We start from the raw sequence: 25077 nt of genomic DNA, 5'->3' as shown, positions 1-25077 counted from the left end.
CGGTGATGACAAACACGCCGTAATCAGTGACACGGGGTGCCAACCCCCGGGGAGAGAGAAATGAACTTCGAGTATTCCGATAAGGTTAAGGAACTGATCGTCCAGGTGCGCGACTTCATCGACAATGAAGTGGTGCCGGCGGAACCGACCTATGAAGAGCAACTGGCGAAAAATCCCTGGGAAACGCCGCCGGTGCTGGATCAACTGAAAGAGAAAGCCAAGGCGAAAGGGCTGTGGAACCTGTTCCTGCCCCGGGAGCACGGTGATTTCACCGCCGGCCTGACCAACCTGGAATACGCGCCGCTGGCCGAACTGATGGGGCGCCACCACATCGCTTCCGAGGCGTTCAACTGCGCCGCGCCGGACACCGGCAATATGGAAGTGCTGGCCAAGTACGGTAACGCCCAGCAGCAGGAGCAATGGCTGAAACCGCTGCTGGAAGGCAAGATCCGTTCCGCCTTCGCCATGACCGAGCCGGAAGTGGCCTCTTCCGACGCCACCAATATCGAGACCTCGATTACCCGCGATGGCGACGATTACGTGATCAACGGCCGCAAATTCTACATCAGCGGCGCCATGCGCAAGTCCTGCGAAATCATGATCGTGATGGGCAAGACCGATCCGGACAACCCCAACCGCCACCAGCAGCAGTCGCAGATTCTGGTGCCCACCAACACCCCGGGTGTTACCGTTAAACGGGCGATGCAGGTGCTGGGCTCAGTGGACGCGCCGGAAGGTCACGCCGAAGTGATCTTCGAGAACGTGCGCGTGCCGAAAGAAAACATGATTCTGGGTGAAGGGCGTGGTTTCGAAATCGCCCAGGGCCGCCTCGGCCCGGGCCGGATTCACCACTGCATGCGTCTGATCGGCGCTTCCCAGCGCGCCCTGGAGCTGATGTGCAAGCGTGCCAACGAGCGCGTGGTGTTCGGTCAGCCGATGATCAAGCATGGTTCCGTGCGTGAGGACATCGCCAAGAGCGCCTGCGAGATCGAACAGGCTCGTCTGCTGACGCTGAAAGCGGCGGACGCCATGGATCGCTTCGGTAACAAGGAAGCGAAGGATCTGATCGCCATGATCAAGGTCATCGCTCCGAACATGGCGCTGCGAGTGATCGACCGGGCCATGCAGATTCACGGTGCCGTGGGTCTCAGCCAGGACACCCCGCTGGCCGGTTTCTTCGCCTACGCCCGTACTCTGCGTCTGGCTGATGGTCCGGATCAGGTGCATATGATGCAGCTGGGTCGTAACCTGGCCAAACAACTCGGCTGAAGCCGGATTTCCGGTTATCACTGAGTTACGCTGAATCAAACGCCGGCGGCGTCGCTAAGCGACGCTGCCGGCTTTTGCGTATCGGATTGTCGCCTTTGCTATAAGGAGGAATCGCATGTCCCAGGTGGATACCCTGGATACCCAACGTCTGGCGGACTATTTGCAACAGCATGTGGACGGGTTCAAAGGCCCGGTCACCGCGGAAAAATTCGCCGGCGGTCAATCCAATCCCACTTTTCGCATCAAGGCCGGTTCCGGCGAGTATGTACTGCGCCGGCAGCCACCGGGCAAGCTGCTCAAGTCCGCCCACGCGGTGGACCGGGAATACCGCGTGATGGAAGCGCTGAAGAACACCGAAGTGCCGGTGCCCAAGGTATTTCATCTGTGCGAGGACCGTGACGTGATCGGCTCCATGTTCTATCTGATGGAGTTCTGTGAAGGCCGGATCTTCTGGGACGCGGCGATTCCCGAAGTGGACAACGCCCAGCGTACCACTATGTACACTGAAATGAACCGCGTGCTGGCCGCTTTGCACAGTGTGGATCCGGCGGCGGTGGGGCTGGCCGATTACGGCAAGCCCGGCAATTATTTCGAGCGCCAGCTGGGCCGCTGGGGCAAACAGTACCGGGCTTCCGAAACCCGTCGCATCGAAGCGATGGAGGAACTGATGACCTGGCTGGAAGCGAATCAGCCCGCCGATGACGGCCAGGTCTCGCTGGTGCACGGCGACTATCGTCTGGACAACATGATGTGGGCTCCCAAGGAAAGCCGCGTCATCGCGGTGCTGGACTGGGAGCTGTCCACCCTGGGGCATCCGCTGGCGGATCTGGCCTATCAGTGCATGCAGCTGCGCATGCCGCCGAAGAGCGGCAACCTGTCCGGCCTGCAGGGCAAGGATCGGGTGGCCCTGGGTATTCCCTCGGAAAAAGAGTATGTGGCGGCGTACTGCGAACGGCGCGGTATCGACGGCATCGACCATTGGGAATTCTATCTGGCGTTCAGTTTCTTCCGCCTGGCGGCGATTGCCCAGGGCGTGGCCAAGCGCGCTCTGGACGGTAACGCTTCCAGCAAAACCGCCGGGTGGGCCGCCCAAGTGGTGGAGCCGCTATCACAGATGGCCATGCAGGTGGTCCGCGAGGGCGCCTGAGATAGCAAAGGATTAAGGTCCTTCCAAGAATTTTTTACGGAGAGCATGAATGAGCACCAACCTGTTTGATCTGAATGGAAAAATCGCCCTGGTCACCGGCGCCAGCCGTGGCATCGGTGAAGAAATCGCCAAGCTGCTGGCGGAGCAGGGCGCTCACGTGATCGTCTCCAGCCGCAAGATTGATGGCTGCCAGGCGGTGGCGGACGCTATCAACGGAGCTGGCGGCAGTGCCGAGGCTTTCGCTTGTCATATCGGTGAAATGGGACAGATCGAAGCCATCTTCAGCTTCATCAAGGAAAAGCATGGCAAGCTGGACATCCTGATCAACAATGCCGCGGCCAACCCGTACTTCGGCCACATCCTCGATACCCCGGTCACCGCGTTCGACAAGACCGTGGACGTGAACCTGCGCGGCTATTTCTACATGTCCGTGGAAGGTGCCAAACTGATGCGTGACCATGGCGGTGGCGCTATCGTTAACACCGCCTCCATCAATGGCCTGTCTCCGGGCAACATGCAGGGCATCTATTCCATCTCCAAGGCGGCGGTGATCAGCATGACCAAATCCTTCGCCCAGGAATGCGCGCAGTTCAATGTGCGGGTCAATGCTCTGCTGCCGGGTCTGACCAAAACCAAGTTCGCCGGCGCGCTGTTCGAGCAGGAAGAGATCTACAACAGCGCCATCGCTCAAATTCCCATGCACCGTCACGCCGAGCCGCGTGAAATGGCGGGCACGGTGCTGTACCTGGTGTCCGATGCTTCCAGTTATGTCACCGGTGAATGCGTGGTGGTGGACGGTGGTTTCACCATCTGATGTGGACCAGTGAGTTATCGAGGCTGGTGAGTAATTAAGGCTGGTGAGTAATTAAGGAGAGCAACCATGGATCCGATGCTGGACTTCACCGGCAAGGTGGGACTGATCACCGGCGCCGCCAGCGGCTTCGGCAAGATGCTGGCCGAGGAACTGGGGCGCCGTGGCGCCTCCCTGGTGATCGGGGATATCAATGAAACCGCCTTGCGGCAGGTGGCGGAGGATCTGGCCGGGCAGGATATTCCGGTGCGCGCACTGCATTGTGACGTGTCACGGGAAGCGGACTGCAAGGCCATGGTGGACACCGCTGTGAAGGAGTTCGGCCGCCTGGACATGGCGGTGAATAACGCCGGCATCGCCCATGACTTCGTCGCCATGCACGACATCGACGAAGCGTTGCTGGACCGGCAGATCAACGTCAATGTCAAAGGTGTGATCTTCGGCATGAAATACCAACTGCCGGCGTTGATCGAAGCCGGTGGCGGCGCCGTGGTCAACACCGCCTCCATGGCTGGTATCGGCGGCGCGCCCAAGCTGGCGCCCTATGCCGCCGCCAAACACGCGGTGATCGGTGTCACCCGCACCGCGGCGGTGGACTACGGCCGGCGCAATATTCGCGTCAACGCCGTGTGCCCCTATTACACGCTGACGCCGATGCTGGAAGGCAGCGACGGCATCGCCTCCGGCGGTGACGCCGAGAAAACACTGTCGATGATGGCCTCCGGCACGCCCATGAAACGGCTGGGCCGCCCCGAGGAAATCGTTGCCGTGATGATGATGCTGTTGTCGCCGGCCAATACCTATATGAATGGTCAGGCGTTGGCGGTGGACGGCGGAGTTTCGGCGTTTTGATTAGAGGCCGCTTGCACGCTTGCAAGCGTGCAAGCGAAATAACAGGAGAACAATCATGAGCAATCGTTTGGCGGATAAGATTACCATCATTACCGGCGCCACCAGTGGTATTGGTGAAGCCACCGCGCACCGCTTCATCGAGCAGGGCGCCACCGTGGTGCTGGCCGGCCGCTCCGAGGAGAAAGGTCAGGAACTGGCGAAGGAACTGGGCGAGCGCGCGGTGTTCAAACGCACCGACGTCATGAAGGAAGACGATATCGCCGCCCTGGTGGATTTCACCGTGGACAAATTTGGCCGGCTGGACTGCCTGTTCAACAACGCTGGTGCCGGCGACCGCACTTCCTGCGAATCCTTCGACGAAGCGGAATTCGCTCATATCATGCGGCTGCTGGTGGGCGCGCCAGCATTCGGCATCAAGCACGCCGCCCGGGTGATGAAGAACAGCGGCGGCGGTGCCATCATCAACAACGCCTCCATCGCCGGACACCGCCGCAACCAGGGCGGCTATCTGTATTCCGCCGCGAAGGCGGCGGTGGCGCACATGACCCGTCTGGCCGGTGCTGATCTCGGTCCCTATGGCATTCACGTCAATGCGATCTCGCCAGGCGCTGTGGCCACGCCGATCTTCTGGGGCGGTTCCCAGCGCGCTCAAAACCTCAGCGATGAGGAAAACGAAAAGAAAATGGCCAAGTTGCAGGCCAATCTGGCCAAGGCCACGCCGATGCCCCGTTCCGGTTTCGCCGATGATATCGCCTATGCGGCGGTGTTCCTGGCCAGCGATGAAGGTTCCTTCATCAACAGCCATGATCTGGTGGTGGACGGCGGCCGTATCGCCATGTTCAACGAGAACCCCTGAGGCTCCCATCGATTCCATAACAAAAGGACGGGCCGTATGTCTGAGATGACCGTGATCGCCGAAGGTCTGAAGTTTCCTGAAGGCCCCATCGCCATGCCCGACGGCAGTGTGATTCTGGTGGAAATCGCCGCCGGCTGCTTGACCCGGGTATTCCCTGATGGCCACAAGGAAGTGGTGGCCGAGCCCGGTGGTGGACCCAATGGCGCCGCCATCGGCCCCGATGGCGCCTGCTATGTGTGCAACAACGGAGGCATGCGCTTCCACGAAAAAAACGGTTTGCTGTTTCCCGGTGATATGCCGAAGGATTACAGCGGCGGCCGCATCGAACGCATTGACCTGAGCACCGGCAAGGTTGAAGTGCTGTACACCGAGGTGGACGGCGAACCGCTCAAGGGGCCCAACGATATCGTTTTCGATAAAGCCGGTGGTTTCTGGTTCACCGATTTGGGCAAGGGGCGTGGCCGTACCCAGGACCGGGGCGGTTTGTACTACGCCCGGGCCGACGGCTCCATGGTCAAGGAAGTGGTGTTCCCCATCGTCAGTCCCAATGGTGTTGGGTTGTCACCGGATGAGAAAACCGTATTCGTGGCGGACACCATTCCCGGTCGCCTGTGGGCCTTCGAGATCGCCGGGGAAGGGGAGATCAAACGGGCGCCGGGGCCCTTTCCCGGGCGCTTCGTCGGCTCCCCCGCAGGGCTGAACTTCTTTGACTCCCTGGCGGTGGATGGGGACGGCAATGTTTGCGTGGCGACCATCTTCAATCCGGGCATCACCATTTTCGCTCCCGACGGCTCCAGCATCCGTCATTTCCCCACCGACGACGCCATCACCACCAACATCTGCTTCGGCGGCGAGGATCTGCGCACCGCTTATATCACCCTGTCCAGCTCCGGAAGGCTGGTGGCGGTGCCGTGGGAAAGGCCCGGTCTGGCACTGAATTTCCTTAATAAATAAGGGCCATTCGCCTGCAGGCGGAGGGCCGCCCCGACAGGCTCCTCAGAGATCTCTACGGAGCCCCTGTAGGAGCCTGCCCTGCAGGCGAATCCAATAAGTCAAAATAAACTTATTAAGTAGAAAACGACTCTTTTCCAGCGCACGTACCGTTTCGACAAGACGGCGCCTTCAAACCCCTCTCACGCTCCCGAAATCAAACCAAAGGCGGTTCGATTCCGGTGATGAAGCCATCGTCCGCCGACCGCTAAGCTCGAGTAGTCCAACAATAAAGACGAGCGAGGTCGGTAATGAAACACAAGATAGCCACGGTGATAGCGTCCCCGGTGATCTTCGATCTGGAGGCCACGGCGAAGAAGTGCTGTGACATTATCAACGAGGCGGCGGACAAGGGCGCTTCGCTGGTGGTGTTCCCGGAGACCTTTCTGCCCATGTATCCGTGGTGGATCTGGATGGCGGTGGATAACGTCAAGCGTCTCGAGCTGTACGAGCGCCTGGCCGGGGAATCGGTGGATGTGCACGGTGATGTGTTCAAATCGATCTGCTACCAGGCGCGCCGCCGTAATATTCACGTGGTCATCGGTATCAATGAAATCGGTGGCGATACTCTGTACAACAGCCAGGCGTTTATCGATAACCGCGGCGATCTGATCGGCCTGCGCCGCAAACTGGTGCCCACCGGCGAGGAACGAACGTTATGGGGGCGAGGCGACGGTAGCGATCTGCTGGTGCTGGACACCGAAATAGGGCGGCTGGGCGGCCTGATTTGTTATGAGAACTCCATGGCACTGTCCCGTTACGCGCTCTATAGCCAGGGGCTGCAGATCCATGTGGCGAACTGGCCCGGCTCCAATTTCAAAAGCCAGCCCCGCGACCGCACTCGCACCATCGATACCGTGTGCCGCTTCATCGCTTTCGAGGGCCAGACTTTCGTGGTGGCGTCGTCGTCCTGTATCGGCGAGGAGGAAGTGCGTTTCTATCACCAGCTGTGCCCGGAACTGAAGGACACCTTTGCCGTGGGCGGTGGTATCGCGGCGGTGTACAACCCGTTCGGCGAGCCGGTCGGCACGCCGCTGACCGACCAGGAAGGCATCGTCTACGCGGACCTGGATCTGGGGGATATTCGCAAAGCCAAACACATGATCGACTGCGTCGGGCACTACGCCCGCCCGGACGTGGCGCGACTGGTCATTGATGATAGCAGCAAGCGACCGGTGACGGGCTTCTCCAATACCCGTCCTCAACCCGTCAGCTTCGAGTTCGATGACTGACGTTCAGGCCACTCCTGGCCGGCCCGGCTGGCGCACCTTGATGGCGTACTTGCGCGCTTTTCTCACCGCGGAGGTCTGGCTGATGCCGAGCGCATTGGCCACTCCGTAGGTGGTCTCGTACCGTGAGTAGGCTTGCTGCAGGACCCGCCGCTCGGTGTCTTCCAGGATGCGTTTCAGCGACGCCTCTTCCGGCGTGCCCTGCGCGGCATGGGTGGCGCCTTCCGCCGGTGACAGGCCGCTGACAATGGTTTGGCCTTCGCTGTTCACATAAAGGCGCTCCATGGTATTGCGCAATTCGCGGATATTGCCATTCCAGGGCGCATCGCGAAGTTTCGCCAACAGCGCCGTGGAGATGCCGATTTTCTTGCCGTAGCGTTTCGCCAGCTGGTCGAGGAACTGACGGGCCAGCAGGGGAATGTCCTTGCGGCGCCGGCGCAGCGGCGGGATGTCGATACGGTACACATTGACTTGGTAATACAAGTCGTTGCGGATACCGCCATTGCGCCGTTGCTGGTCAAGATCGTCAGTGCTGGAGGACAACACCCTCAAATCCAGCTCAACCGGTTTGTCGCCGCCGTGGCGATAATGGACTCCGCAGGAGAAGGCATTGGCCAGCTTCATCTGGATCGCCACGGGCAGGGCCGCGATATCCTCAAGATAAAGCGTGCCGCCCCGGGCCAGCTCCAGCAGCCCCGGTCGCACTCGAGCCGCGCCCTGGGTGTCGTCGATCTCCTCGCTGCCGAACAGTTCCCGCTCCAACCGCTCCTCGGGCAAGGCGCCGCAGCCGAGTTTGATGAACGGCTGGCGTCGTCGCTCACTGTGATCATGAATCCAACGGGCCAGACGATGCCGGCCGGAGCCGGGTTCGCCATGCAGTAACACCGGCGTTTCAAAGGCCGCGATACGTTCGGCCTGGCGCATCACGGATTGCATGGTCTGGTCCTCGGCGATCAGCTTGCCGTCTTCTTCGAGCCGGGATTTCAGGCGGGCGATTTCGTTCTGGTAGGCCAGGTTGCGGGCCTCGGCCCGTTCCAGCTTTTCTTTCAGTGCGCTCAGTTCGGTAATGTCGCGCACGTTGGAAATGACTTTGTCGATGGTGCCGTCGGTGTTGAACACCGGTGTCGCGGTGACGATGGTCTCCACCCCGGTGCTGACATGTTGAAGGATGGTGACGACGTCCTGCTTCTCCAGCGCCAGCAGGGTGGCGCTGACGTCGAACATGCCCCGCTCGACCAGGGTGCGCATGTTCAGGCCGACCACGTTCTCCCGCTTAAGCCGGGTGATGCGGCAGATCGCTTCATTGATGAACAAGGTGGTGCCGATGGCATCGGTGATCCAGATACCGTCGTAGGAGGATTCCACCGCTCTGGTGATATCGGACAGAGAGACGGTCATGGGACGCCTCCGTTTCTCATTATTGTGGAAGGTGGGTGGGCGGGTCGGGGAGGGGGAGCAAGGATCGCGGTTCTCTCCATCTCTCCATCCGGGAAAGGACCGCGATCCAACCGCCCTGGAACGTTACAACATGATGGATTTCACCTCGGTGAACTCCTCCAGGCCGCGGCTGCCCCACTCGCGACCGACGCCGGAGTGTTTGTAGCCGCCGAACGGCGCGTTGAGATCGAGCTGGGCGCCGTTCAGATGCACCATGCCGGTACGCAGACGGCGGGCGATGGCGGCGGCCTCGTCCTTATCCGCGGCGTAGACATAGCCGGACAGCCCGTAGTCGGAGTCGTTGGCGATGGCCACCGCTTCGTCGAGTGTGTTGTAGGGCAGCATGGTCAACACCGGACCAAAGATTTCCTCACGGGCGATGGTCATCTGATTGTTCACTTCGCTGAACACGGTGGGACGGGCGAAGTAGCCTTTCTCCAGACCTTCCGGTTTGCCCGGGCCGCCGCAAACCAGTTTGGCGCCTTCATCGATGCCACGCTGGATCAGCGTTTGCACTCGCTCGAACTGGCGGGCGTTGGCGATGGGGCCCATCTGCGTGTCCTTCTCGGCGGAAGGGCCCACCTTGATGGAGGCGCATACCTTGGCGGCGATCTCCTCGGCCTGGGCCAGCTTGTCCGCCGGCACCAGCATGCGGGACGGTGCGTTACAGCTTTGCCCGGTGTTGGTCATCATCGACATGACGCCGTGGGTCACGGCCTTCTCCAGATCGCAGTCCGCGGTCAGGATATTGGCGGACTTGCCACCCAGTTCCAGCGATACCTTCTTGAAGGTATCGGCGGCTTCACGGCTCACCGAAGAGCCGGCGCGGGTGGAACCGGTCAGGGATACCATGTCCACACGTGGATCGGAGGAGAGCATCGGGCCGATCTCGGCGCCGTCACCGTAGATCATGTTGAAGACGCCGGCGGGCACTCCGGCTTCGTCCATGATTTCGGCGAATACGCAGGCTGACAGCGGTGCGAACTCGCTGGGCTTGAGAATCATGGTGCAGCCGGCGGCGATGGCCGGGCCGACCTTGCAGGTGACCTGGTTCATGGGCCAGTTCCAGGGCGTGATCATGGACACCACGCCGGCCGGTTCATGCCGGATCAGGGTTTTGCCGGTGTTGGTTTCGAACTCGAAATTCCGTGCCACTTCCAGAGCGGTGGCCAGATGACCAAGACCGGTGGGGGCCTGCACTTTGGCGGCCAGGCCGTGACGCGGCGCGCCCATCTCCTTGCTGATGGCGTCGGCCATGTCGTCCAGGCGGCGTTTGTAGACGGCCAGGATTTTTTCCAGCAGCGCCAGACGCTCTTCCACCGGAGTGGCGGCGAAGCCGTCGAAAGCGTCGCGCGCGGCTTGGATGGCACGGTCGGTGTCGCTTTTGCCAGCCAGATACAGAGTGCCCTCGGAGGCCTCGGTAGCGGGGTTGATGACGGGGTATTCTCGGGCGTCGTCGCCGGGTTTTACCCAGGCGCCATTAATATAAAACCGAGCCAGGTTCTCCATGAGAGTGCTCCTTGTTATTTGGTATACAGTTATTCGTGAGAGGACAGGGGCAATACAATGCTCCCGGGGCGGCCAGAGGGTCAAAACAAATTAATGAAACACTATTCCAAAATGTTGACCGGCCGGCCCGCTCATGTCATCTTCCTGGAAAATGACAATCCAAGGAACCCCCTGAACGAACCGGTGGCCATTTTTGCCTGGCACCGCTCTTTCCCCGGACGCTCCCAATCCGAATCGTTCCGTCGGCCCGGTCTTGGCCGCGACGACACGGTGTGGTTTTCAGCGGGTTCCGAATAATAAACGAGGAGAGTGTATGAACCGCTTCGATCAGAAGACCGTCTTGATCACCGGTGCCGCCAGCGGCATCGGCCGTGCCGCCGCCTTGCGTTTCGCCGAGGAAGGCGCGCGCCTGGTGCTGGTGGACCGTAACCTGGCGGGTCTCGAGGAAACCCGGACAACGCTGCCTGCCGGGACCGAGGCCACGCTGCGTGAAGTGAATGTGGCCGACGAGCAGGCGGTGAAGACGTTGGTGGATGACATCGCCGCTTCCCACGGCGGCATCCAGGTTCTGATCAACAACGCCGGCACCGCCGGTAACGACCACTCTCCGGTGACCGACAACAACACCGAGAACTGGAACACCATCCTTTCCGTGAATCTGCTCGGTCCCATGTTCTTTATCCGCGCGGTGGCGCCTTACATGAAAGAGCAGGGCGGCGGTGCCATCGTCAATACCGCCTCCGTGGCGGGCATTCGCTCCGGCGCTGGCGGTAACGCCTACAGCGCTTCCAAGGCTGGTGTGATCAGCCTGACCAAAACCACCGCCTGTGATCTGGGCGGCTATAACGTTCGCGTCAACGCGGTCTGCCCGGGATTGATCGAGACCGGCATGACCAAGCCGGTATTCGATTACGCCCGCGAAAACAACAAAGAGGAAAAGCTGGGCAGCCGTTGCGAACTGCGCCGCTATGGGCGCCCTTCCGAAATCGCCGCCGCCATGGCGTTCCTGGCCAGCGACGACGCCAGTTACGTCACCGGTCAGGCGTTGGCGGTGGACGGTGGCAATACCGCTTCGTTGAACCTGCCTGGTATGAAAGTCTGATTGGCGCGGGTACCGGGCTAGTCTGGTATATTTGGCGCTTTTATCGACAACTATAAAATTCATTTATAAAGAAAGAGCGGGATAAACCCGCTCGCCATAATCCCGAAGCCTGACCGAGGAAAGAACACGATGCGACGAGCCCCTATGGGTAAAGAGGCCCAGTCGGCGGAAAAAGACCGGAACTTCGTCACCGCCCTGGCGCGGGGACTGGAAATCCTGCGCTGTTTCGGTCCCTCCGACGATTACCTGGGTAACGCGGAACTGGCTAAACGCACCAATATTCCCCGTCCCACGGTATCGCGGATGACCGCCACCCTGACGCAACTGGGCTACCTGCGTTATGTGGAGCGGCTGGAGAAATACCGGCTCGGCCCTGGCGTGCTGGATCTCGGCTACCGCTATTTGGCCGGCGAAGGCGTCCGCGATATCGCCCGCCCGTTCATGCAGGACCTGGCCGACGCCACCGATTGCATGGTGGCGATCGCCGCTCCCAACGGCCCGTGGATGAGCTACATCCAGGTGTGCCAGGGCAGCGGGCCGCTGGTACTGCGATTGACCGTGGGATCACGAGTGCCGATGGCGGGTTCGGCGGTGGGCCGGGCCTATCTGGCCGGTCTCTCCGAAGAGGATCGCGCCACTCACCACCGTTTGATCCGCGAGCACGATCCGGAAGGCTGGCCGGAGTGGGAGAAGGGTCTGGAACGGGCTTATCGCGAATATGAAGAATACGGTTTCTGCACCTCCGACGGGGAATGGAACCGCGATATCAGCGCCGTGGGGGTTCCCCTGGTGCTGGATAACGACTCCACCGTGATTCCGTTCAATTGCGGCGGCTCCTCGCTGCGCCTGAGCCGGCGGATTCTGGTGGAAAATCTCGGCCCCCGGCTCAAGGAGCTGGTGGGACAAGTCAAGGAAATGTTGCAAGGCCGGGACGTGTGATGAGCGGTGATCCGACTCCGCGTCCGGTCCGGGAGAGTAATGAGTGAGCAGTAGTTTGACGCCGGACGCGGTGCCGGCCCTGAACCAGGCCGCGGAAAAATTCAAACACGGGTTTCTGGGCACCATTGGCTTCCACTTTCTGGAGTGGGAAGAAGATCGGGTGGTGCTGGGGCTCAATGTGGTGGAGAAACACCTCAATCTGGGCAATGTGATTCACGGTGGTGTACTGGCCACGCTGCTGGATGTTTCCGGAGCCTGTTCCGGCACCTATTGCCCCTATCCGGGACGGGTGCGCAAGGCGCTGACCCTGTCGCTGACCACTACCTTCACCGGTCAGGCAGGCCCTGGTCTGGTGCGCGCCATCGGCGTGAAGCGGGCCGGCGGCAACCGCATTTTTAACTCGTCCATGGAAGTGCTGGATGCCAACGACCGGTTGCTGGCATTCGGTGAAGGTACTTTTCGCTTGCGTGGCGGCTCCGAGGATCCCAAGGGCGTGCCGGTGGATTACTGAGGGAAGCCCGCGATTTCCGCGCCGGCAGCCCTTTAATCCCTAAGTCGCGTCTTTATAGTACTTTCGGCTAATTCCCTCATTTGATGGCGGGGCCCGTCAAAACCCTGTGCTATGCTCGATGGTATAAGTGTCTCTGGCCGGCGGCGACGCCGCGGGCGGGGACACCGACCTTGGACCGATTGAGGCAGGAGCGGAACCCCCATGTATCAGGTTCTGGTGGCCGACGATCATCCGCTGTTTCGTGAAGCCATCGCCCGCGTCATCGACGATGGTTTCCCCGGCACTACGTTGCTGGAAGCATCGGATCTGGATTCCACGCTGCGCCTGGTGGCCGATAACGACGACCTGGACCTGGTGCTGCTGGATATCCACATGCCGGGTATGCAGGGGCTCAGTGGCCTGGTGCGGCTGCGCAACGAATTTCCCACGGTACCGGCGGTGATCGTCTCGGCGGAAGAAGAAAAAAGCGTTATTTTGCAGTGCATCACTTATGGCGCGGTGGGTTTTATTACCAAATCCTCGCCCCGTAAACAGATGATTCAGGCGTTGCGGCAGATTCTGGACGGCTCGGTGTATCTGCCTTCGCATATTATCCGCGCGGAAGGCGCCGGGGCGGCGATGGGACGTTACGATCCCTCGTTCCTGCCGGCGTTGCTGGAAACTCTGACCCGCAAACAATTACAGGTGTTCGAGCGCATGGCCCAGGGCGAATCCAACAAGGTCATCGCCTATAAGCTCAATATCGCAGAGAGCACCGTCAAGGCCCATGTTTCGGCGATACTGCGCAAGCTCGGAGCCACCAATCGCGTACAGGCGATCCTGTCCGCCAGTGATATCGATTTTTCCGCCTATCTGAAAGCGCCCTCGGTAATGGCGCGGGATTCGGCGGTGAGTCCCCGTTAGCCTCGGCTGCCGGGAACGCGTAAACCGGGTAACGAAAGCCGGGTAAATAACAACAAGTATCCGGGAGTAGACCATGACCGCTGCCCCGCCGCAGGCGGTGTTGACCGCCTACAGCGATGCCCGCGACGAACAGGTGGCGGCGCGCCAGATCGCTGAGAGTCTGATTCATCCCCATCTGGGATTCGTGCTGTTTTTTTGTTCCATCGAGTACGACCTGGATCGTCTCGCCGGCGCCCTGAATGGCGAGTTCCAGAACCTGCCCCTATGCGGCTGCACCTCCGCAGGGGAAATCACCGCCCGAGGCTACGACCGCAATACGCTGGTGGCGATCGGCTTTGATGCCCGCTTCTTTTCCGCCGGCCATCATTTGATCGAGCATATGGATGGTTTCGGCCTGCTCGACGCCCAGCAACTCACCGACGGTCTGCTGACACAATGCCGGGAACGGGCCCGGGGCCTGACGCCCAACGAGGACAATACCTTTGTATTGACGTTGCTCGATGGTCTGTCGGTGAACGAGGAGATCGTCATTGCCACGCTCAACGCGGCACTGGGGTCGATTCCCAGCTTCGGCGGTTCCGCCGGTGATGACTATCGTCTCGCGCAAACCTATGTCTATTGCGATGGCCGCTTCTACAGCGATGCCGCCATCGTCGTGATGATCAGTACGGTGCTGGATTTCGAGGTGTTCAGCACGCATCACCTGCACCCGTCCACGCCCAAACTGGTGGTCACCGCCGCCGACGCCGAACGCCGGGTGGTGCACGAGCTGGATGCGGAGCCGGCGGCACTGGCCTATGCCCGCCTGGTTGGGGTATCGGTGGAACAGCTCGATGATGTGGTATTCGCCCGCTACCCGCTGGCGGTACGCATCAACGATCACTATTACGCCCGCGCCATTCAAAAGGCCAATCGGGACATGAGCCTGTCGTTCTACTGCGCGGTGGAGAACGGCATCGTGCTGACCGCCATGCGCAACGCCTCACTGCACGACAATCTCACCAATACGTTGGATGACATAGAGTCGCGGCTCGGGCCGCCCTGGGTGGTGATCGGCTGTGACTGCTGTCTGCGCCGGGCGGAGCTGGAAGCCGACGACGAAATTCCCCAGGCTTCGGCGCTGTTGCGCCAGCACCGGGTGGTGGGGTTCTGCACCTATGGCGAGCAATATAACGGCATGCACATTAATCACACCCTGACCGGCGTGGTGATTGGCCGTAAGGAATCGCCGGGAGCGATTCTTGACGTCTCGTCAGAGACGGCCCAGAGGATGGATGTCGGAGATGGGTGACACCAGGAATGATTCCGACAACGCCCGTCAGTCCCCATGGGATCTGCACGAAGCGCGTCTGATGGCGGAGAATGCCCGCCTTCGGCGGATCTGCGATGCCCTGATCGAACGCGTGGAGGGCAGCGGCATGGCGCCCACCGCACCTTACGCGGCGTTTCAGCACTCGGTGGTTCTGGCCCAGCAGGTACGTGAACGAACCCAGGCGCTGCGCGAAACCAATCGCCAACTGATGGCGGAGATCGAGGAGCGCCGCCGGGTGGAGCAGCGGCTGCGTGAGGCCACCGATAAAGCGGAGCAGGCCAATCTGTCGAAAACCAAGTTCGTGGCGGCGGTCAGTCATGACCTGATGCAGCCGCTCAACGCCGCCCGTCTGTTCACCAGCGCCTTGCAGGAAGACTTCGACGAACGAGCGTCGCCGATGTTGAATCATATCGACACCGCGCTGCGCGATCTGGAATCGCTGATCACCACCTTGTCCGACGCCTCGAAACTGGATGCCGGGGTGGTCAGCGCGGAAACCATGGCGTTCCCGTTAAGCCAGTTGCTGGATGTGCTGGCGGAAGAATTCAGACAGATGGCGGCGCTGAAAGGGCTCCGTTTCCGCTACGTGCCCACCTCCCTGGTGGTGCGTTCGGATCCACAACTGCTCAGCCGTATCATGCGTAACCTGCTCTCCAATGCCATCCGCTATACCGACAGTGGCACGGTGCTGCTGGGGTGTCGTCGCCGGGGAGGCGAAGTGGAAGTGTGGGTGGCGGACACCGGTATTGGTATCGGCGAGGATCAGATTGGTTCCATCTTCCAGGAGTTCAAGCGCGGCAAGCGGGCGGTGGAGTATCACGAGCGCGGCCTGGGCCTCGGGCTGTCCATCGTGGAAAAGATCAGCCGTATTCTTGAGCATCCTTTGTCGGTGACGTCACGGGAAAACCAGGGTTCCCGGTTCCTGCTGCGACTGCCCGTGACCACCTTGAGTCAGGCCCGTCAGCAGGCCATGGCGCAGTCCTCGGAGGAGCCTTCCGCCTTGACCGGCTTGCGGGTCTGGGTGGTGGACAATGACAGGGCCATCTGCGCCGGTATGCGCACCTTGCTGGAACAGTGGGGATGCCAGGTGGCGGCGGCGGAGTCTCTGCCGGAACTGTGCCAGCAGGTGGATATCAGTGCGGAGGACGCCCAGGCATTGATCATGGACTACCATCTGGATCCGGACACCGACGACGGCTTGACCGTCGCCGGGCAGATCAACGCCGCACGCAGCGAACCCTTACCGGTGATCATGCTCACCGCCGACCGTGAACAGGAACTGAAGCAGCGCTGTGCCACCCACGGCTATATGTTGCTGTATAAGCCGGTCAAACCGATGAAGCTGAAGCTGGCGCTACAGCATGTTCTGGCTGGATGATCGGTTGATTCGCTGCCAAGGCAGCTTCCCACAAAGAGCTACGAAGCCGCTGTGGGAAGCTGCCTTGGCAGCGAATTGGGTTTCGGGCGTCAGAAGATTCGCTTGCAAGCAAGCTTCCCACAGCGGCTTTGTAGCTGCCTCTGAATTCAGAGAAGGGGCTCCGGCCGCACCGCTTCCACCTTGCCGCCGGCTTCCCGCCAACCGTCCACGCCATTGCGATACCAATACACCGAAGTGTAGCCATCGGCCGCGATACGTTTCGCCACATTCCAGGACAACCAGCAATCCGCGCGGCAGAAAAACACCAGAGCACGATCCCTGTTGTCTTCCGTGAGCCGTTTCAGATGCTGATGCAGATAGTTCCGCCAACGATTCTCCAGCGGTGTGCTACCGGTGTTGGGTAACCAGATTGCTCCGGGCAGTGTCCAATGTGGCGTGTCCTGTAGAAAACCGCCGTTGGCGTAACCAACGTTATAGACGTCGATCAGAACCACGCCGGGTTCGGTCGACAGCATGGTTTTCAGTGCCTCGGTATTCAGCGTCACGGCACCTTCCACTGCCTCTGGAGTAGGGGAGCGGTAGGGCGGCAGACGATAACCTTCGGCGTCGAAGCCATCGCCGCTGAATGCAGGCAGCGCGACGATGGCGACGAGCAAAGTGAGCAGAAGACGACCCATCATTTCACCAGTCCTGTGGGCAGCCGCTGCAGTTTTTCATGTAAGTGCCCTGAAAGTTGGTGAAGCGCAGTCGCGCGCCAGTGACATCGGCGCCTTCCAGAGTGGACAGGTTCAGTTTGGTTTCCTGCAAATTGGCGTCGCGCAGGTCCGCGTTTTGCAGTTTTGACTTGTTCATCCAGGCCATCTCCAGGTTTGCGGCGCGCAGTGTGGCGTGTTGCCAACTGGCCCGGGTGAGACGGCCGAACTGCAAGTCCGCGCCAGTGAGATCGGCGCCATCGAAGCGCGCGTTCTGGGCGAACAGATTCCAGCTTTGTACCGCCACCAGCTTGGCCTGACTCAGATTGGCGGAGCGCAGGTTGGTGCTGTACAGCGTGGCGCGGGTCAGATCGGCGCCGCTCAGATCGGCGCGCTCCAGATTGGCGCCGCGCAGATCGGTATGACGCAGGTCGGTGCCACGCAGATTGGCGTTGCTGAAATCGGCGCCGCGTAAATCCAGGTTGGAAAGATCGGCGCCGGACAGGTCCGCGCCGGGACAATGAGTCTGGGCCTCAAGAACGCAGCCATTGTGTTCCGGTGGCGCCCAGAGGTCGTCTTCGGCGGCGCGCGGGGATTTGCCCAGCGTCATTGCGCCGGCGACCACCAGAAGGCTGCTTAGCAGGAGTTTGGATCGCAGTGCCATGACATGCTCCCAGGGCCCGGTTTACGCCGGGCCGGTGTTATTGTTGTGGTGAAGGAGCGGCACCTCTGGGCACCGCTCCCTTCCGCGCTGATCGGCGTTGTTATTTCTTCGCCATGTCCTTGGCGAAGCTGGGTAGTTTGAATACCCAGAAGGAACCGCCCTGGGAAATTGGCCGGGTCAGTTCCGCCATGTCGCCGCCCCACAGTGGCACCGCGCCACCGTAGCCGGCGGTCACGCCGATGTACTGCTCGCCGTCCATTTCCCAGGTGATGGGCGGGGAGATGATTCCGGTGCCCACCTGGAACTTCCAAAGCTCCTTGCCGCTTTTGGCGTCAAAGGCTTTGAAGTAGCCGTCGCCGGTACCGGTGAACACCAGATTACCCTTGGTGGCCAGCACGCCGGCCCACAACGGCATCTCTTCCTTGTGTTGCCAGACCACCTTGCCGGTGGTCGGATCCATGGCGCGCAGCACACCCACGTGATCGTCGAACAGCCGCTTGATGCGGAAGCCCATGCCGAGGTAGGCGGAGCCCGGGGTGTATTCCACTTCCTCGGTCCAGTAGTCCTCCTTCCAATGGTTGGCGGGCACGTAGAACAAACCGGTGTCCTGGCTGTAGGCCATCGGGTTCCAGTTCTTGCCGCCGAGGAACGGCGGTGACACTTCCACCGCTTCGGAGCGGGTTTCGCCTTTCTTCAAGCGCGCCGGCCGCTGGCCTTTGTTCTCGATCGGACGACCGGTTTTCAAGTCGATGCCCTTGGCCCAGGTGATGCCGTCGACAAACGGGAACGCGTTCAACAGTTTGCCGCTGGTACGGTCGGTGACGTAGAAGAACCCGTTACGGTCGGCGTGAGCGCCGGCCTTGTGGAGCTTGCCTTTCTTGTCGACGTAATCGAACAGCACGATCTCGTTGTTGCCGGAGAAATCCCAGGTGTCATTGGGCGTGTGCTGATAGAACCACTTGATCTCGCCGGTGCTCGGATCCACGCCGACCTGCCCGGAGGTGTAGAGGCTGTCGTAGTCCTTGGGATCACCGTTGGGCGCGGTGCGGGCCCAACCGTTCCAGGGTGCCGGGTTGCCCGCGCCGATAACGATGGTATTGGTTTGTGGATCGAAAGTGGCGCTCTGCCAGGGGGCGCCGCCGCCGTGACTCCAGGCCTTGGCCTTGCCGGTTTCGGTGTTGGGATCGTCCGGCCAGGACGGCGCGCGCGGATCACCGCTGGGCGTACTCTCCTTGCCATTGAGGCGGCCCATGTGGCCTTCCACGAACGGCCGCATCCAGATTTCCTCACCGGTATCCGGGTCGCGAGCGAACAGCCGGCCGACCACGCCGAACTCATCACCGGAAGAGCCGTGGATCAACAGAACTTTTCCGGTTTTCTGATCCTTAACGATGGTCGGAGCGCCGGTCATGGTGTAACCCACTTTGTGGTCAGCGAACTTTTTGCGCCAGACCACTTTGCCGGTGTCCTTGTTCAGCGCCACCATGCTGGCATCGAGGGTGCCGAAGAAAATCTTGTCGCCATAGATGGCGGCGCCACGGTTGACCACGTCGCAGCAGGGACGGATGTCGTCCGGCAGGCGATGGGCGTAGTCCCACAGCTTCTTGCCGGTGCGGGCGTCGATGGCGAATACGCGGGAATAGGAGCCGGTGACGTAGATCACGCCGTCGTGGACCAGCGCCTGGGATTCCTGTCCGCGCTGCTTCTCATCACCAAACGAGAAGGACCACGCCGGTGTCAGCATGGAGACGTTGTCGGCGTTGATGTTGTCGAGTGTGCTGTAGCGCTGAGCCTGGATGCCCAGGCCGTACATCAGGACGTCGTCGGTGGTGGCGGCATCATTGGCGATGTCTTCCCAGCTTACCGTCTTGGTGGCGGAATGCGCGGCGCCACTTACTCCGATCGTGGTGGCCCCGATCATGGTGGCCAGGGTAACCGCGCCGGCAAGGCGTTTGACCTTTCCGGAAAACGGTGCGTTGCGGCTTGTTGTTTTCATACCTGTTCCTCGGCTTGTTGGTATCGGTCGCGGAGTGTTCCCGCCCCGCTGCGGATGAAGACAGGACTCAGAGTCTCCGAGGGCGCGATTGGCCGCTACCGACACCAGGCCGAGAAATCTAGCCAATTGGGTCTAGTACCAAGGATGTAGACAGGTTTGGTCCAAGGACGAGTAGGTCGATGGCGGACGGATCGCTAGATTGAAATGCGATGTGAGGCCTTTGAGCCGGCTTCGCGCTTTACCGCCGTATTGCAATCAGCGATCTGAAGGATCCCGACAATGACCAGAACAATGTTTATTCTCACCCTCACCTCCCTGTTGTCCCTGGCCGGTCTGGCTTGGGGGCACGGCAATGTCACGCCGCAGTCGGTCAACATCCGAGGCCTGGAAGAGCTGGGCGAGGAGTGGCGTGATACCAACCCTTACCGGGAATCGCATCCGCAACACGAACTGGCGGTGGATGTGGGCAAGTCCGCCTATAACCAGAACTGCGCCGCTTGCCATGGCCTGGAAGCGAAATCCGGCGGTATCGCTCCGGATCTGCGTGAGCTGGAAAACGGCGATTACGGTGACGAGTGGTACAAAGAGCGCGTGATCAACGGCGCCAGCCGTAACGGTCGGGTGCTGATGCCGCCGATGGCTAACTATCTCAGCCAGGAAGCGCTATGGGCGATCCGTACCTGGCTGGAAACCGTCAGCCTGGAAACCACCGGCGGCAATTGAGTCACCGGTGAACAAGGGAGGGATGGCCATGGCCGGTTACCTGAAGCCGCTGCTGGCGGTGCTGATGGTGTTTTGCGCGTCCTCGGGCATGGCCGGGGAAGCGCAAAAAGACCCGTTGGATTCCTTCATGTGGGAGCGGTACCACGAACGTTTTCTTGGTGACGCACCGGTACGTTTCGATCAGCGGGTCCGTATTCAGGCGCCGGCCTTCGCGGAGGACTCCGGACAGGTTCCCATTGATGTGGACGCCTCGGATTTCAACGGCCGATTCCAACGCATGCTGTTGTGGGTGGAACTGAACCCGATCCCATTGGTGTTCGACTACCGGCCACTGAGTGATGGCCTGGCGAATCTTTCCATCAACGTGCGTCTGGAGCAGTCCTCGGCGGTGCGGGTGGCGGTGCTCAGTGACGGCGTTTGGCACGTCGGCAGCACTCGTATCGAAGGCGAGGGCGGGGGCTGTACCACGCCCGGCATCGCCAAGACCGAGGACAACTGGTCCAAGGATTTCGGCAAGATCATGGCCCGGCGGTTTGACCATGAGCCAGGCAGCCGGGTGCGGGTAAAGCTGTCGCATCCCATGGACAGCGGTCTGATTCCGAGTACTCGGCCGTTTTACGTGGAGCAGGTGGCGTTCATTCGTGATGGCGAACCGGCGGCGACCATGGCTTGGCAGGCCTCGGTGAGTGAGAACCCGGAGCTGGCGCTTACGCTCAAGGGGAAAGCCGGCGCCAGCTATCGGTTCCAGGCCCGGGACAACAATGGCAACGAGTTCGATCATGCCATCCCGTGACGGCGCGGTCCGGCTCGGCCTGGCGAAGACGGTGCTGTTTGTGGCGCTGGTGTTGGGTGCCGTCCTTTTACCACCCAGGTACGCGCCGGCCTTCGATTATGAGCTGAAACCGGTGGCCGTGGCGGAGCGCACCTGGGTAGTGGAAGGGCGGCGCGAGGAACTTTCCGAGGACAACGGCGGAGATATCGCCAATGCGGCGTTCATCGCCACCGGTGATGGCGTTGTCGTCATCGATACCGGCAGCACGCTGAATTACGGTCGGGCGCTGCGGGCGGCCATCGCCACCGTCACCGACCAGCCGGTGCGCTGGATTATCAACACCCATCATCACCCGGATCATGTGTTCGGCAACCAGGCCTTCGAGGGCGCGGAAATTTCCGCGCTGCCTGCCACCCGCGCCGCCCTGAAGCGGGACGCCGACAGCTTTCGCGCCACGCTTTATCAACGGCTGGGAGACGCCGTGCGCGGCACCGAAACGGTACTGCCAACCCGGTCCGTACAGCAAGGCGAGGGCCGCTTTGGCGATTATCCGTTGCAATTGTTTGCTTTCAGCGGCCATTCCGGCGCCGACCTGGTGGTACTCGATCCCGCCACCGGGGTGTTGTTCACCGGTGATCTGGTATTCCACCGCCGGGCACCGACCACACCGCATTCCCCGGGGATTGGCATCTGGCGGGAGCAGCTCAGGCAACTGCGCGCGCTGCAATTCGAAACATTGGTGCCGGGCCACGGTCCGGTATCGCCGAACGACTCACCCATCCGAGAAACGCTCGACTATCTGGATTGGCTGGATCGGCGTCTCGCCGAGGGGGCGACTCGCGGCGCCACCCGCAACGAGGTGATTCAGGCACCGTTACCGGAACGCTTCGCCGGCATGGCGCTGGTGCGGTACGAACTGACCCGCAGTGTCAGCCATTTCTACGCCGACTATGAGGAAGCGCTGTTGTGGGCGGATCCGGATACGACCAAATAAGGGCCGAATTAGTACCTTGGTAGCATGCGGGCGTTGCCGGCGCGGCACTAATCTGAATATCCAGACAGTCCGCTCGAGAGCGTGGCGGAAAAACTCAGGATCAGCATAAAAAAGCGAGGAAGTACGGCTATGATTTACGACAATCCCGGTAGTCAGGGCGCCCTGGTCTCCTTCAAGGAGCGCTACCAAAACTACATTGGCGGTGAGTGGGTGGCGCCTGTTAAGGGCCGGTACTTCGACAACATCAGTCCGGTCAATGGCAAGGTGTTCTGTCAGGTGCCCCGCTCCTCCGCTGAAGACATCGATCTGGCACTGGACGCCGCTCACCGTGCCGCGCCGGGCTGGGCGCGAACCTCGGTGGCCGAGCGTGCCAATCTGTTGCTGAAAATCGCCGACCGCATCGAGGGCAGCCTGGAGTCCCTGGCGGTGGCGGAAACCTGGGATAACGGCAAGGCGGTGCGCGAAACCCTCAACGCCGATATCCCGCTGACGGTGGACCACTTCCGCTATTTCGCTGGCTGTATCCGCGCCCAGGAAGGCACGCTCGCGGATATTGACGCCAACACCGTGGCCTATCATTTTCACGAGCCATTGGGTGTGGTCGGGCAGATCATCCCCTGGAATTTCCCGATCCTGATGGCTGCCTGGAAACTGGCGCCGGCGCTGGCGGCGGGCAACTGCGTGGTGCTGAAGCCGGCGGAACAAACTCCGGTGTCGATCCTCAAGGTGATGGAACTGATCGGTGATCTGCTGCCGGCGGGTGTGTTGAACGTGGTCAACGGTTTTGGCGACGAAGCCGGCCAGGCCCTGGCCACCAGCAAGCGCATCGCCAAGATCGCTTTCACCGGCTCCACGCCGGTGGGCTCACACATCCTCAAGTGCGCGGCGGAGAACATCATTCCCTCCACCGTGGAACTGGGCGGCAAATCGCCCAATATTTACTTCGCCGACATCCTCAATGCCGAGCCGGAGTTCATCGACAAGGCGGTGGAAGGCCTGGTGCTGGCGTTCTTCAACCAGGGCGAGGTCTGCACCTGCCCGTCCCGGGCTCTGATCCAGGAAAGCATGTACGACGACTTCATGGAACGGGTGGTGGCACGCATCGCCACGATCAAGCGTGGCAATCCGCTGGACACCGAAACCCAGGTCGGCGCTCAGGCCTCCCAGGAGCAGTTCGACAAGATCATGTCCTACATGGAAGTGGCCCGTAGCGAAGGTGCCGAGTTCCTGGCCGGTGGTGATCGCGAATCCCTGGCCGGTGAACACGGCGAAGGCTTCTATATCCAGCCGACCCTGCTCAAGGGCCATAACAAGATGCGGGTGTTCCAGGAGGAAATCTTCGGGCCGGTGGTGGCGGTGACCACTTTCAAGGACGAGGCGGAAGCACTGGCGATCGCCAATGATACCGAGTTCGGCCTCGGTGCCGGGGTCTGGAGCCGCGATATCAACGTGGCATTCCGCATGGGCCGCGGCATTCAGGCCGGCCGGGTCTGGACCAACTGCTATCATGCCTATCCGGCCCATGCCGCCTTTGGCGGTTACAAGAAATCCGGTATCGGCCGGGAAACCCACAAGATGATCCTGGACCACTACCAACAGACCAAGAACCTTCTGGTCAGCTATGACGTGAACCCGCTTGGCTTCTTCTGAAGCCAACGGATAAGCCGGTGGCAGCGGGAAGGGGAAACGTTCTCCCGACCTCTCCGCCGGCCCCGCCGCTTTTCTGTCCATTCCCCCTCTCCGTTGCTTGATTGCGATCAAGGCCCCCGCTTGCACTACACTGGATCATGGTGGCGGTATTTCAACAACAACGGAGATTCCCATGCGAGCCATGAGCTTGCGAAAGATTGGCGAGCCACTCGAATTGGTCGATTGTCCGGCGGCCCGTCCCGGCCCCGGCGAGTTGCGCCTTCAGGTCGAAGCCTGCGGTGTCTGCCGCACCGATCTGCATGTGGTGGACGGCGAGCTGAACGGTGCCAAACTCCCTCTGGTCCCGGGTCACGAAATCGTTGGGCGGGTTGTGGAGCTGGGGCCGGGTGCCAGCCGCTTTTCCATGGGCCAGCGCGTTGGTATCCCCTGGCTTGGACACAGCTGTGGACGATGCCGCTATTGCGAAGCGGGCCAGGAGAATCTTTGTGACACGCCCGGGTTCACCGGTTACACCCTTGACGGAGGCTACGCCGAACATTGTGTGGCCTCACAGGACTACGCTTTTGCCTTGCCGGAAGAACCTGATCCCGTCAGTCTGGCGCCGTTGCTGTGTGCCGGCCTGATTGGCTACCGCTCCTATCGAATGGCCGGGGAGGCGCCGCGATTGGGGCTCTACGGCTTCGGCGCGGCGGCGCACATCCTGACCCAGCTTGCCTGCTGGCAGGGGCGTGAGATCTACGCGTTTACCCGTCCTGGAGACGCCGCCGCGCAGGCGTTCGCGCGGGAAACGGGGGCAATCTGGGCCGGCGGATCAGACCAGGCGCCGCCGGTGGAACTGGACGCGGCCATTCTTTTTGCTCCGGTGGGCGCTTTGGTGCCCCTGGCTCTGCGCGCGGTGCGCAAAGGCGGCGTGGTGGTCTGTGGCGGCATTCATATGAGTGATATTCCGGGTTTTCCCTACGCCGACTTGTGGGGTGAGCGAGTGATCCGTTCCGTCGCCAATCTGACCCGGGAGGATGGCGAGCAGTTTCTGCGTCTCGCCTCGCAGGCGGGTATCGAGGTCGCGACGCGGAGCTATCGGTTGGATGAGGCAAACGAAGCGCTGGACGATCTTCGCACCGGCCGTCTCACCGGCGCGGCGGTGTTGGTGCCTTGAGCAGCAAGCCAGCTCCCACGGCGGCCTTGTAGCTGCCTCTGCATTCATATCAACGGCACCCATAAAAAAGGTTCATCGCGGAATGACGGGAATGAGCGTCTCCATCGGGGCACGGGTCTGCACGGAGGCCTTCCGGGACCCGGTTTGACAGGGCCGTCAAACCGGGAGCTTACAGGGATGTATTT

Annotated in this window: 23 protein-coding genes; 18 read left to right on the top strand and 5 right to left on the bottom strand. The window is 61.1% G+C overall.

The window, feature by feature from the left end:
* Nucleotides 1–60: 60 nt before the first annotated feature.
* The 7 genes from MA04_RS18940 (at nt 61) to MA04_RS18910 (ending at nt 7157) form a co-directional block, all read left to right on the top strand.
* Nucleotides 61–1269: an acyl-CoA dehydrogenase family protein gene (locus MA04_RS18940; protein ID WP_163121459.1), complete on the top strand. Its 1209-nt coding sequence runs from the start codon at nt 61–63 to the stop codon at nt 1267–1269.
* 115 nt (nt 1270–1384) lie between these two features.
* A complete protein-coding gene (locus MA04_RS18935; RefSeq protein WP_262462190.1) occupies nt 1385–2416 on the top strand; it encodes a phosphotransferase family protein in 1032 nt (343 codons plus the stop codon).
* A 49-nt stretch (nt 2417–2465) separates the two neighbouring features.
* Nucleotides 2466–3230: an SDR family oxidoreductase gene (locus MA04_RS18930; RefSeq protein ID WP_262462188.1), complete on the top strand. Its 765-nt coding sequence runs from the start codon at nt 2466–2468 to the stop codon at nt 3228–3230.
* Between the two features lie 66 nt (nt 3231–3296).
* Nucleotides 3297–4079 carry an SDR family NAD(P)-dependent oxidoreductase gene (locus MA04_RS18925; protein ID WP_262462186.1) on the top strand — a complete coding sequence of 261 codons (783 nt, stop codon included), beginning with the start codon at nt 3297–3299 and terminating at the stop codon, nt 4077–4079.
* Between the two features lie 55 nt (nt 4080–4134).
* The gene (locus MA04_RS18920) at nt 4135–4935 is read left to right on the top strand and encodes an SDR family NAD(P)-dependent oxidoreductase (RefSeq protein WP_262462185.1); all 801 of its coding nucleotides are present in this window, start codon (nt 4135–4137) and stop codon (nt 4933–4935) included.
* A gap of 36 nt (nt 4936–4971) precedes the next feature.
* Nucleotides 4972–5889 carry an SMP-30/gluconolactonase/LRE family protein gene (locus MA04_RS18915; RefSeq protein WP_262462183.1) on the top strand — a complete coding sequence of 306 codons (918 nt, stop codon included), beginning with the start codon at nt 4972–4974 and terminating at the stop codon, nt 5887–5889.
* 287 nt (nt 5890–6176) lie between these two features.
* The gene (locus MA04_RS18910; RefSeq protein WP_163121447.1) at nt 6177–7157 is read left to right on the top strand and encodes a carbon-nitrogen hydrolase family protein; all 981 of its coding nucleotides are present in this window, start codon (nt 6177–6179) and stop codon (nt 7155–7157) included.
* A gap of 3 nt (nt 7158–7160) precedes the next feature.
* On the opposite strand, the gene MA04_RS18905 is transcribed toward MA04_RS18910, so the two are convergent.
* Nucleotides 7161–8552 carry a sigma 54-interacting transcriptional regulator gene (locus tag MA04_RS18905; RefSeq protein ID WP_163121445.1) on the bottom strand — a complete coding sequence of 464 codons (1392 nt, stop codon included), beginning with the start codon at nt 8550–8552 and terminating at the stop codon, nt 7161–7163.
* A gap of 123 nt (nt 8553–8675) precedes the next feature.
* Entirely contained in the window at nt 8676–10100 is a 1425-nt protein-coding gene (locus MA04_RS18900; RefSeq protein ID WP_163121443.1) for an aldehyde dehydrogenase family protein, read from the bottom strand.
* Between the two features lie 313 nt (nt 10101–10413).
* Here MA04_RS18900 and MA04_RS18895 point away from each other — a divergent pair, with 313 nt between their 5' ends.
* The 6 genes from MA04_RS18895 (at nt 10414) to MA04_RS18870 (ending at nt 16245) form a co-directional block, all read left to right on the top strand.
* Nucleotides 10414–11202, top strand: a complete 789-nt coding sequence (locus MA04_RS18895) for an SDR family NAD(P)-dependent oxidoreductase (RefSeq protein ID WP_262462180.1) — start codon at nt 10414–10416, stop codon at nt 11200–11202.
* A 129-nt stretch (nt 11203–11331) separates the two neighbouring features.
* Nucleotides 11332–12141, top strand: a complete 810-nt coding sequence (locus MA04_RS18890; protein ID WP_031228102.1) for an IclR family transcriptional regulator — start codon at nt 11332–11334, stop codon at nt 12139–12141.
* 43 nt (nt 12142–12184) lie between these two features.
* Entirely contained in the window at nt 12185–12652 is a 468-nt protein-coding gene (locus MA04_RS18885; protein WP_240342638.1) for a PaaI family thioesterase, read from the top strand.
* Between the two features lie 201 nt (nt 12653–12853).
* Nucleotides 12854–13555, top strand: a complete 702-nt coding sequence (locus MA04_RS18880; RefSeq protein ID WP_163121441.1) for a response regulator — start codon at nt 12854–12856, stop codon at nt 13553–13555.
* 73 nt (nt 13556–13628) lie between these two features.
* Nucleotides 13629–14846 carry a nitric oxide-sensing protein NosP gene (gene nosP / locus MA04_RS18875; RefSeq protein WP_240342637.1) on the top strand — a complete coding sequence of 406 codons (1218 nt, stop codon included), beginning with the start codon at nt 13629–13631 and terminating at the stop codon, nt 14844–14846.
* Nucleotides 14839–16245, top strand: a complete 1407-nt coding sequence (locus MA04_RS18870; protein ID WP_262462177.1) for an ATP-binding response regulator — start codon at nt 14839–14841, stop codon at nt 16243–16245. The genes nosP and MA04_RS18870 overlap by 8 nt, the downstream gene beginning before the upstream one ends.
* A gap of 146 nt (nt 16246–16391) precedes the next feature.
* On the opposite strand, the gene MA04_RS18865 is transcribed toward MA04_RS18870, so the two are convergent.
* The 3 genes from MA04_RS18865 to MA04_RS18855 form a co-directional block, all read right to left on the bottom strand.
* Nucleotides 16392–16925 (bottom strand): rhodanese-like domain-containing protein, encoded by a 534-nt coding sequence (locus MA04_RS18865; RefSeq protein ID WP_240342636.1) that lies wholly within the window; start codon nt 16923–16925, stop codon nt 16392–16394.
* 1 nt (nt 16926) lies between these two features.
* Nucleotides 16927–17601: a pentapeptide repeat-containing protein gene (locus MA04_RS18860; protein ID WP_163121437.1), complete on the bottom strand. Its 675-nt coding sequence runs from the start codon at nt 17599–17601 to the stop codon at nt 16927–16929.
* A gap of 100 nt (nt 17602–17701) precedes the next feature.
* On the bottom strand, nt 17702–19522 hold the full coding sequence (locus MA04_RS18855) for a methanol/ethanol family PQQ-dependent dehydrogenase (RefSeq protein WP_262462222.1): 1821 nt from the start codon (nt 19520–19522) through the stop codon (nt 17702–17704).
* 354 nt (nt 19523–19876) lie between these two features.
* Here MA04_RS18855 and pedF point away from each other — a divergent pair, with 354 nt between their 5' ends.
* The 5 genes from pedF to MA04_RS18830 all read left to right on the top strand — a co-directional run bounded on the left by pedF (nt 19877) and on the right by MA04_RS18830 (nt 24892).
* Complete coding sequence (gene pedF / locus MA04_RS18850) at nt 19877–20320, top strand: cytochrome c-550 PedF (RefSeq protein WP_026948930.1); 444 nt, start codon at nt 19877–19879, stop codon at nt 20318–20320.
* 28 nt (nt 20321–20348) lie between these two features.
* The gene (locus MA04_RS18845; RefSeq protein ID WP_262462173.1) at nt 20349–21113 is read left to right on the top strand and encodes a quinoprotein dehydrogenase-associated SoxYZ-like carrier; all 765 of its coding nucleotides are present in this window, start codon (nt 20349–20351) and stop codon (nt 21111–21113) included.
* Nucleotides 21100–22086, top strand: coding sequence for a quinoprotein relay system zinc metallohydrolase 1 (locus MA04_RS18840; RefSeq protein ID WP_262462172.1), 987 nt, complete (start codon nt 21100–21102; stop codon nt 22084–22086). Before MA04_RS18845 ends, MA04_RS18840 begins: the two co-directional genes overlap by 14 nt.
* A gap of 129 nt (nt 22087–22215) precedes the next feature.
* Nucleotides 22216–23736 carry an acetaldehyde dehydrogenase ExaC gene (gene exaC, locus MA04_RS18835; protein WP_163121428.1) on the top strand — a complete coding sequence of 507 codons (1521 nt, stop codon included), beginning with the start codon at nt 22216–22218 and terminating at the stop codon, nt 23734–23736.
* A gap of 172 nt (nt 23737–23908) precedes the next feature.
* On the top strand, nt 23909–24892 hold the full coding sequence (locus MA04_RS18830; protein WP_163121426.1) for a zinc-dependent alcohol dehydrogenase family protein: 984 nt from the start codon (nt 23909–23911) through the stop codon (nt 24890–24892).
* Nucleotides 24893–25077: the final 185 nt, after the last annotated feature.

The organism is Alloalcanivorax balearicus MACL04, from assembly GCF_025532145.1.
Taxonomy (GTDB): Bacteria; Pseudomonadota; Gammaproteobacteria; order Pseudomonadales; family Alcanivoracaceae; genus Alloalcanivorax; species Alloalcanivorax balearicus.
The sequence above is the reverse complement of the archived record's forward strand: the minus strand, read 5'-3'. Positions and strand labels throughout refer to the sequence as shown.

What these genes read in the sequence shown, in the direction of transcription:
- MA04_RS18940 (WP_163121459.1), top strand. Translation starts at nt 61, where the DNA reads ATGAACTTCGAGTATTCCGATAAGGTTAAGGAACTGATCGTCCAGGTG.
- MA04_RS18935 (WP_262462190.1), top strand. Translation starts at nt 1,385, where the DNA reads ATGTCCCAGGTGGATACCCTGGATACCCAACGTCTGGCGGACTATTTG.
- MA04_RS18930 (WP_262462188.1), top strand. Translation starts at nt 2,466, where the DNA reads ATGAGCACCAACCTGTTTGATCTGAATGGAAAAATCGCCCTGGTCACC.
- MA04_RS18925 (WP_262462186.1), top strand. Translation starts at nt 3,297, where the DNA reads ATGGATCCGATGCTGGACTTCACCGGCAAGGTGGGACTGATCACCGGC.
- MA04_RS18920 (WP_262462185.1), top strand. Translation starts at nt 4,135, where the DNA reads ATGAGCAATCGTTTGGCGGATAAGATTACCATCATTACCGGCGCCACC.
- MA04_RS18915 (WP_262462183.1), top strand. Translation starts at nt 4,972, where the DNA reads ATGTCTGAGATGACCGTGATCGCCGAAGGTCTGAAGTTTCCTGAAGGC.
- MA04_RS18910 (WP_163121447.1), top strand. Translation starts at nt 6,177, where the DNA reads ATGAAACACAAGATAGCCACGGTGATAGCGTCCCCGGTGATCTTCGAT.
- MA04_RS18905 (WP_163121445.1), bottom strand. Translation starts at nt 8,552, where the DNA reads ATGACCGTCTCTCTGTCCGATATCACCAGAGCGGTGGAATCCTCCTAC.
- MA04_RS18900 (WP_163121443.1), bottom strand. Translation starts at nt 10,100, where the DNA reads ATGGAGAACCTGGCTCGGTTTTATATTAATGGCGCCTGGGTAAAACCC.
- MA04_RS18895 (WP_262462180.1), top strand. Translation starts at nt 10,414, where the DNA reads ATGAACCGCTTCGATCAGAAGACCGTCTTGATCACCGGTGCCGCCAGC.
- MA04_RS18890 (WP_031228102.1), top strand. Translation starts at nt 11,332, where the DNA reads ATGCGACGAGCCCCTATGGGTAAAGAGGCCCAGTCGGCGGAAAAAGAC.
- MA04_RS18880 (WP_163121441.1), top strand. Translation starts at nt 12,854, where the DNA reads ATGTATCAGGTTCTGGTGGCCGACGATCATCCGCTGTTTCGTGAAGCC.
- nosP (WP_240342637.1), top strand. Translation starts at nt 13,629, where the DNA reads ATGACCGCTGCCCCGCCGCAGGCGGTGTTGACCGCCTACAGCGATGCC.
- MA04_RS18870 (WP_262462177.1), top strand. Translation starts at nt 14,839, where the DNA reads ATGGGTGACACCAGGAATGATTCCGACAACGCCCGTCAGTCCCCATGG.
- MA04_RS18865 (WP_240342636.1), bottom strand. Translation starts at nt 16,925, where the DNA reads ATGATGGGTCGTCTTCTGCTCACTTTGCTCGTCGCCATCGTCGCGCTG.
- MA04_RS18860 (WP_163121437.1), bottom strand. Translation starts at nt 17,601, where the DNA reads ATGGCACTGCGATCCAAACTCCTGCTAAGCAGCCTTCTGGTGGTCGCC.
- MA04_RS18855 (WP_262462222.1), bottom strand. Translation starts at nt 19,522, where the DNA reads ATGATCGGGGCCACCACGATCGGAGTAAGTGGCGCCGCGCATTCCGCC.
- pedF (WP_026948930.1), top strand. Translation starts at nt 19,877, where the DNA reads ATGACCAGAACAATGTTTATTCTCACCCTCACCTCCCTGTTGTCCCTG.
- MA04_RS18845 (WP_262462173.1), top strand. Translation starts at nt 20,349, where the DNA reads ATGGCCGGTTACCTGAAGCCGCTGCTGGCGGTGCTGATGGTGTTTTGC.
- MA04_RS18840 (WP_262462172.1), top strand. Translation starts at nt 21,100, where the DNA reads ATGCCATCCCGTGACGGCGCGGTCCGGCTCGGCCTGGCGAAGACGGTG.
- exaC (WP_163121428.1), top strand. Translation starts at nt 22,216, where the DNA reads ATGATTTACGACAATCCCGGTAGTCAGGGCGCCCTGGTCTCCTTCAAG.
- MA04_RS18830 (WP_163121426.1), top strand. Translation starts at nt 23,909, where the DNA reads ATGCGAGCCATGAGCTTGCGAAAGATTGGCGAGCCACTCGAATTGGTC.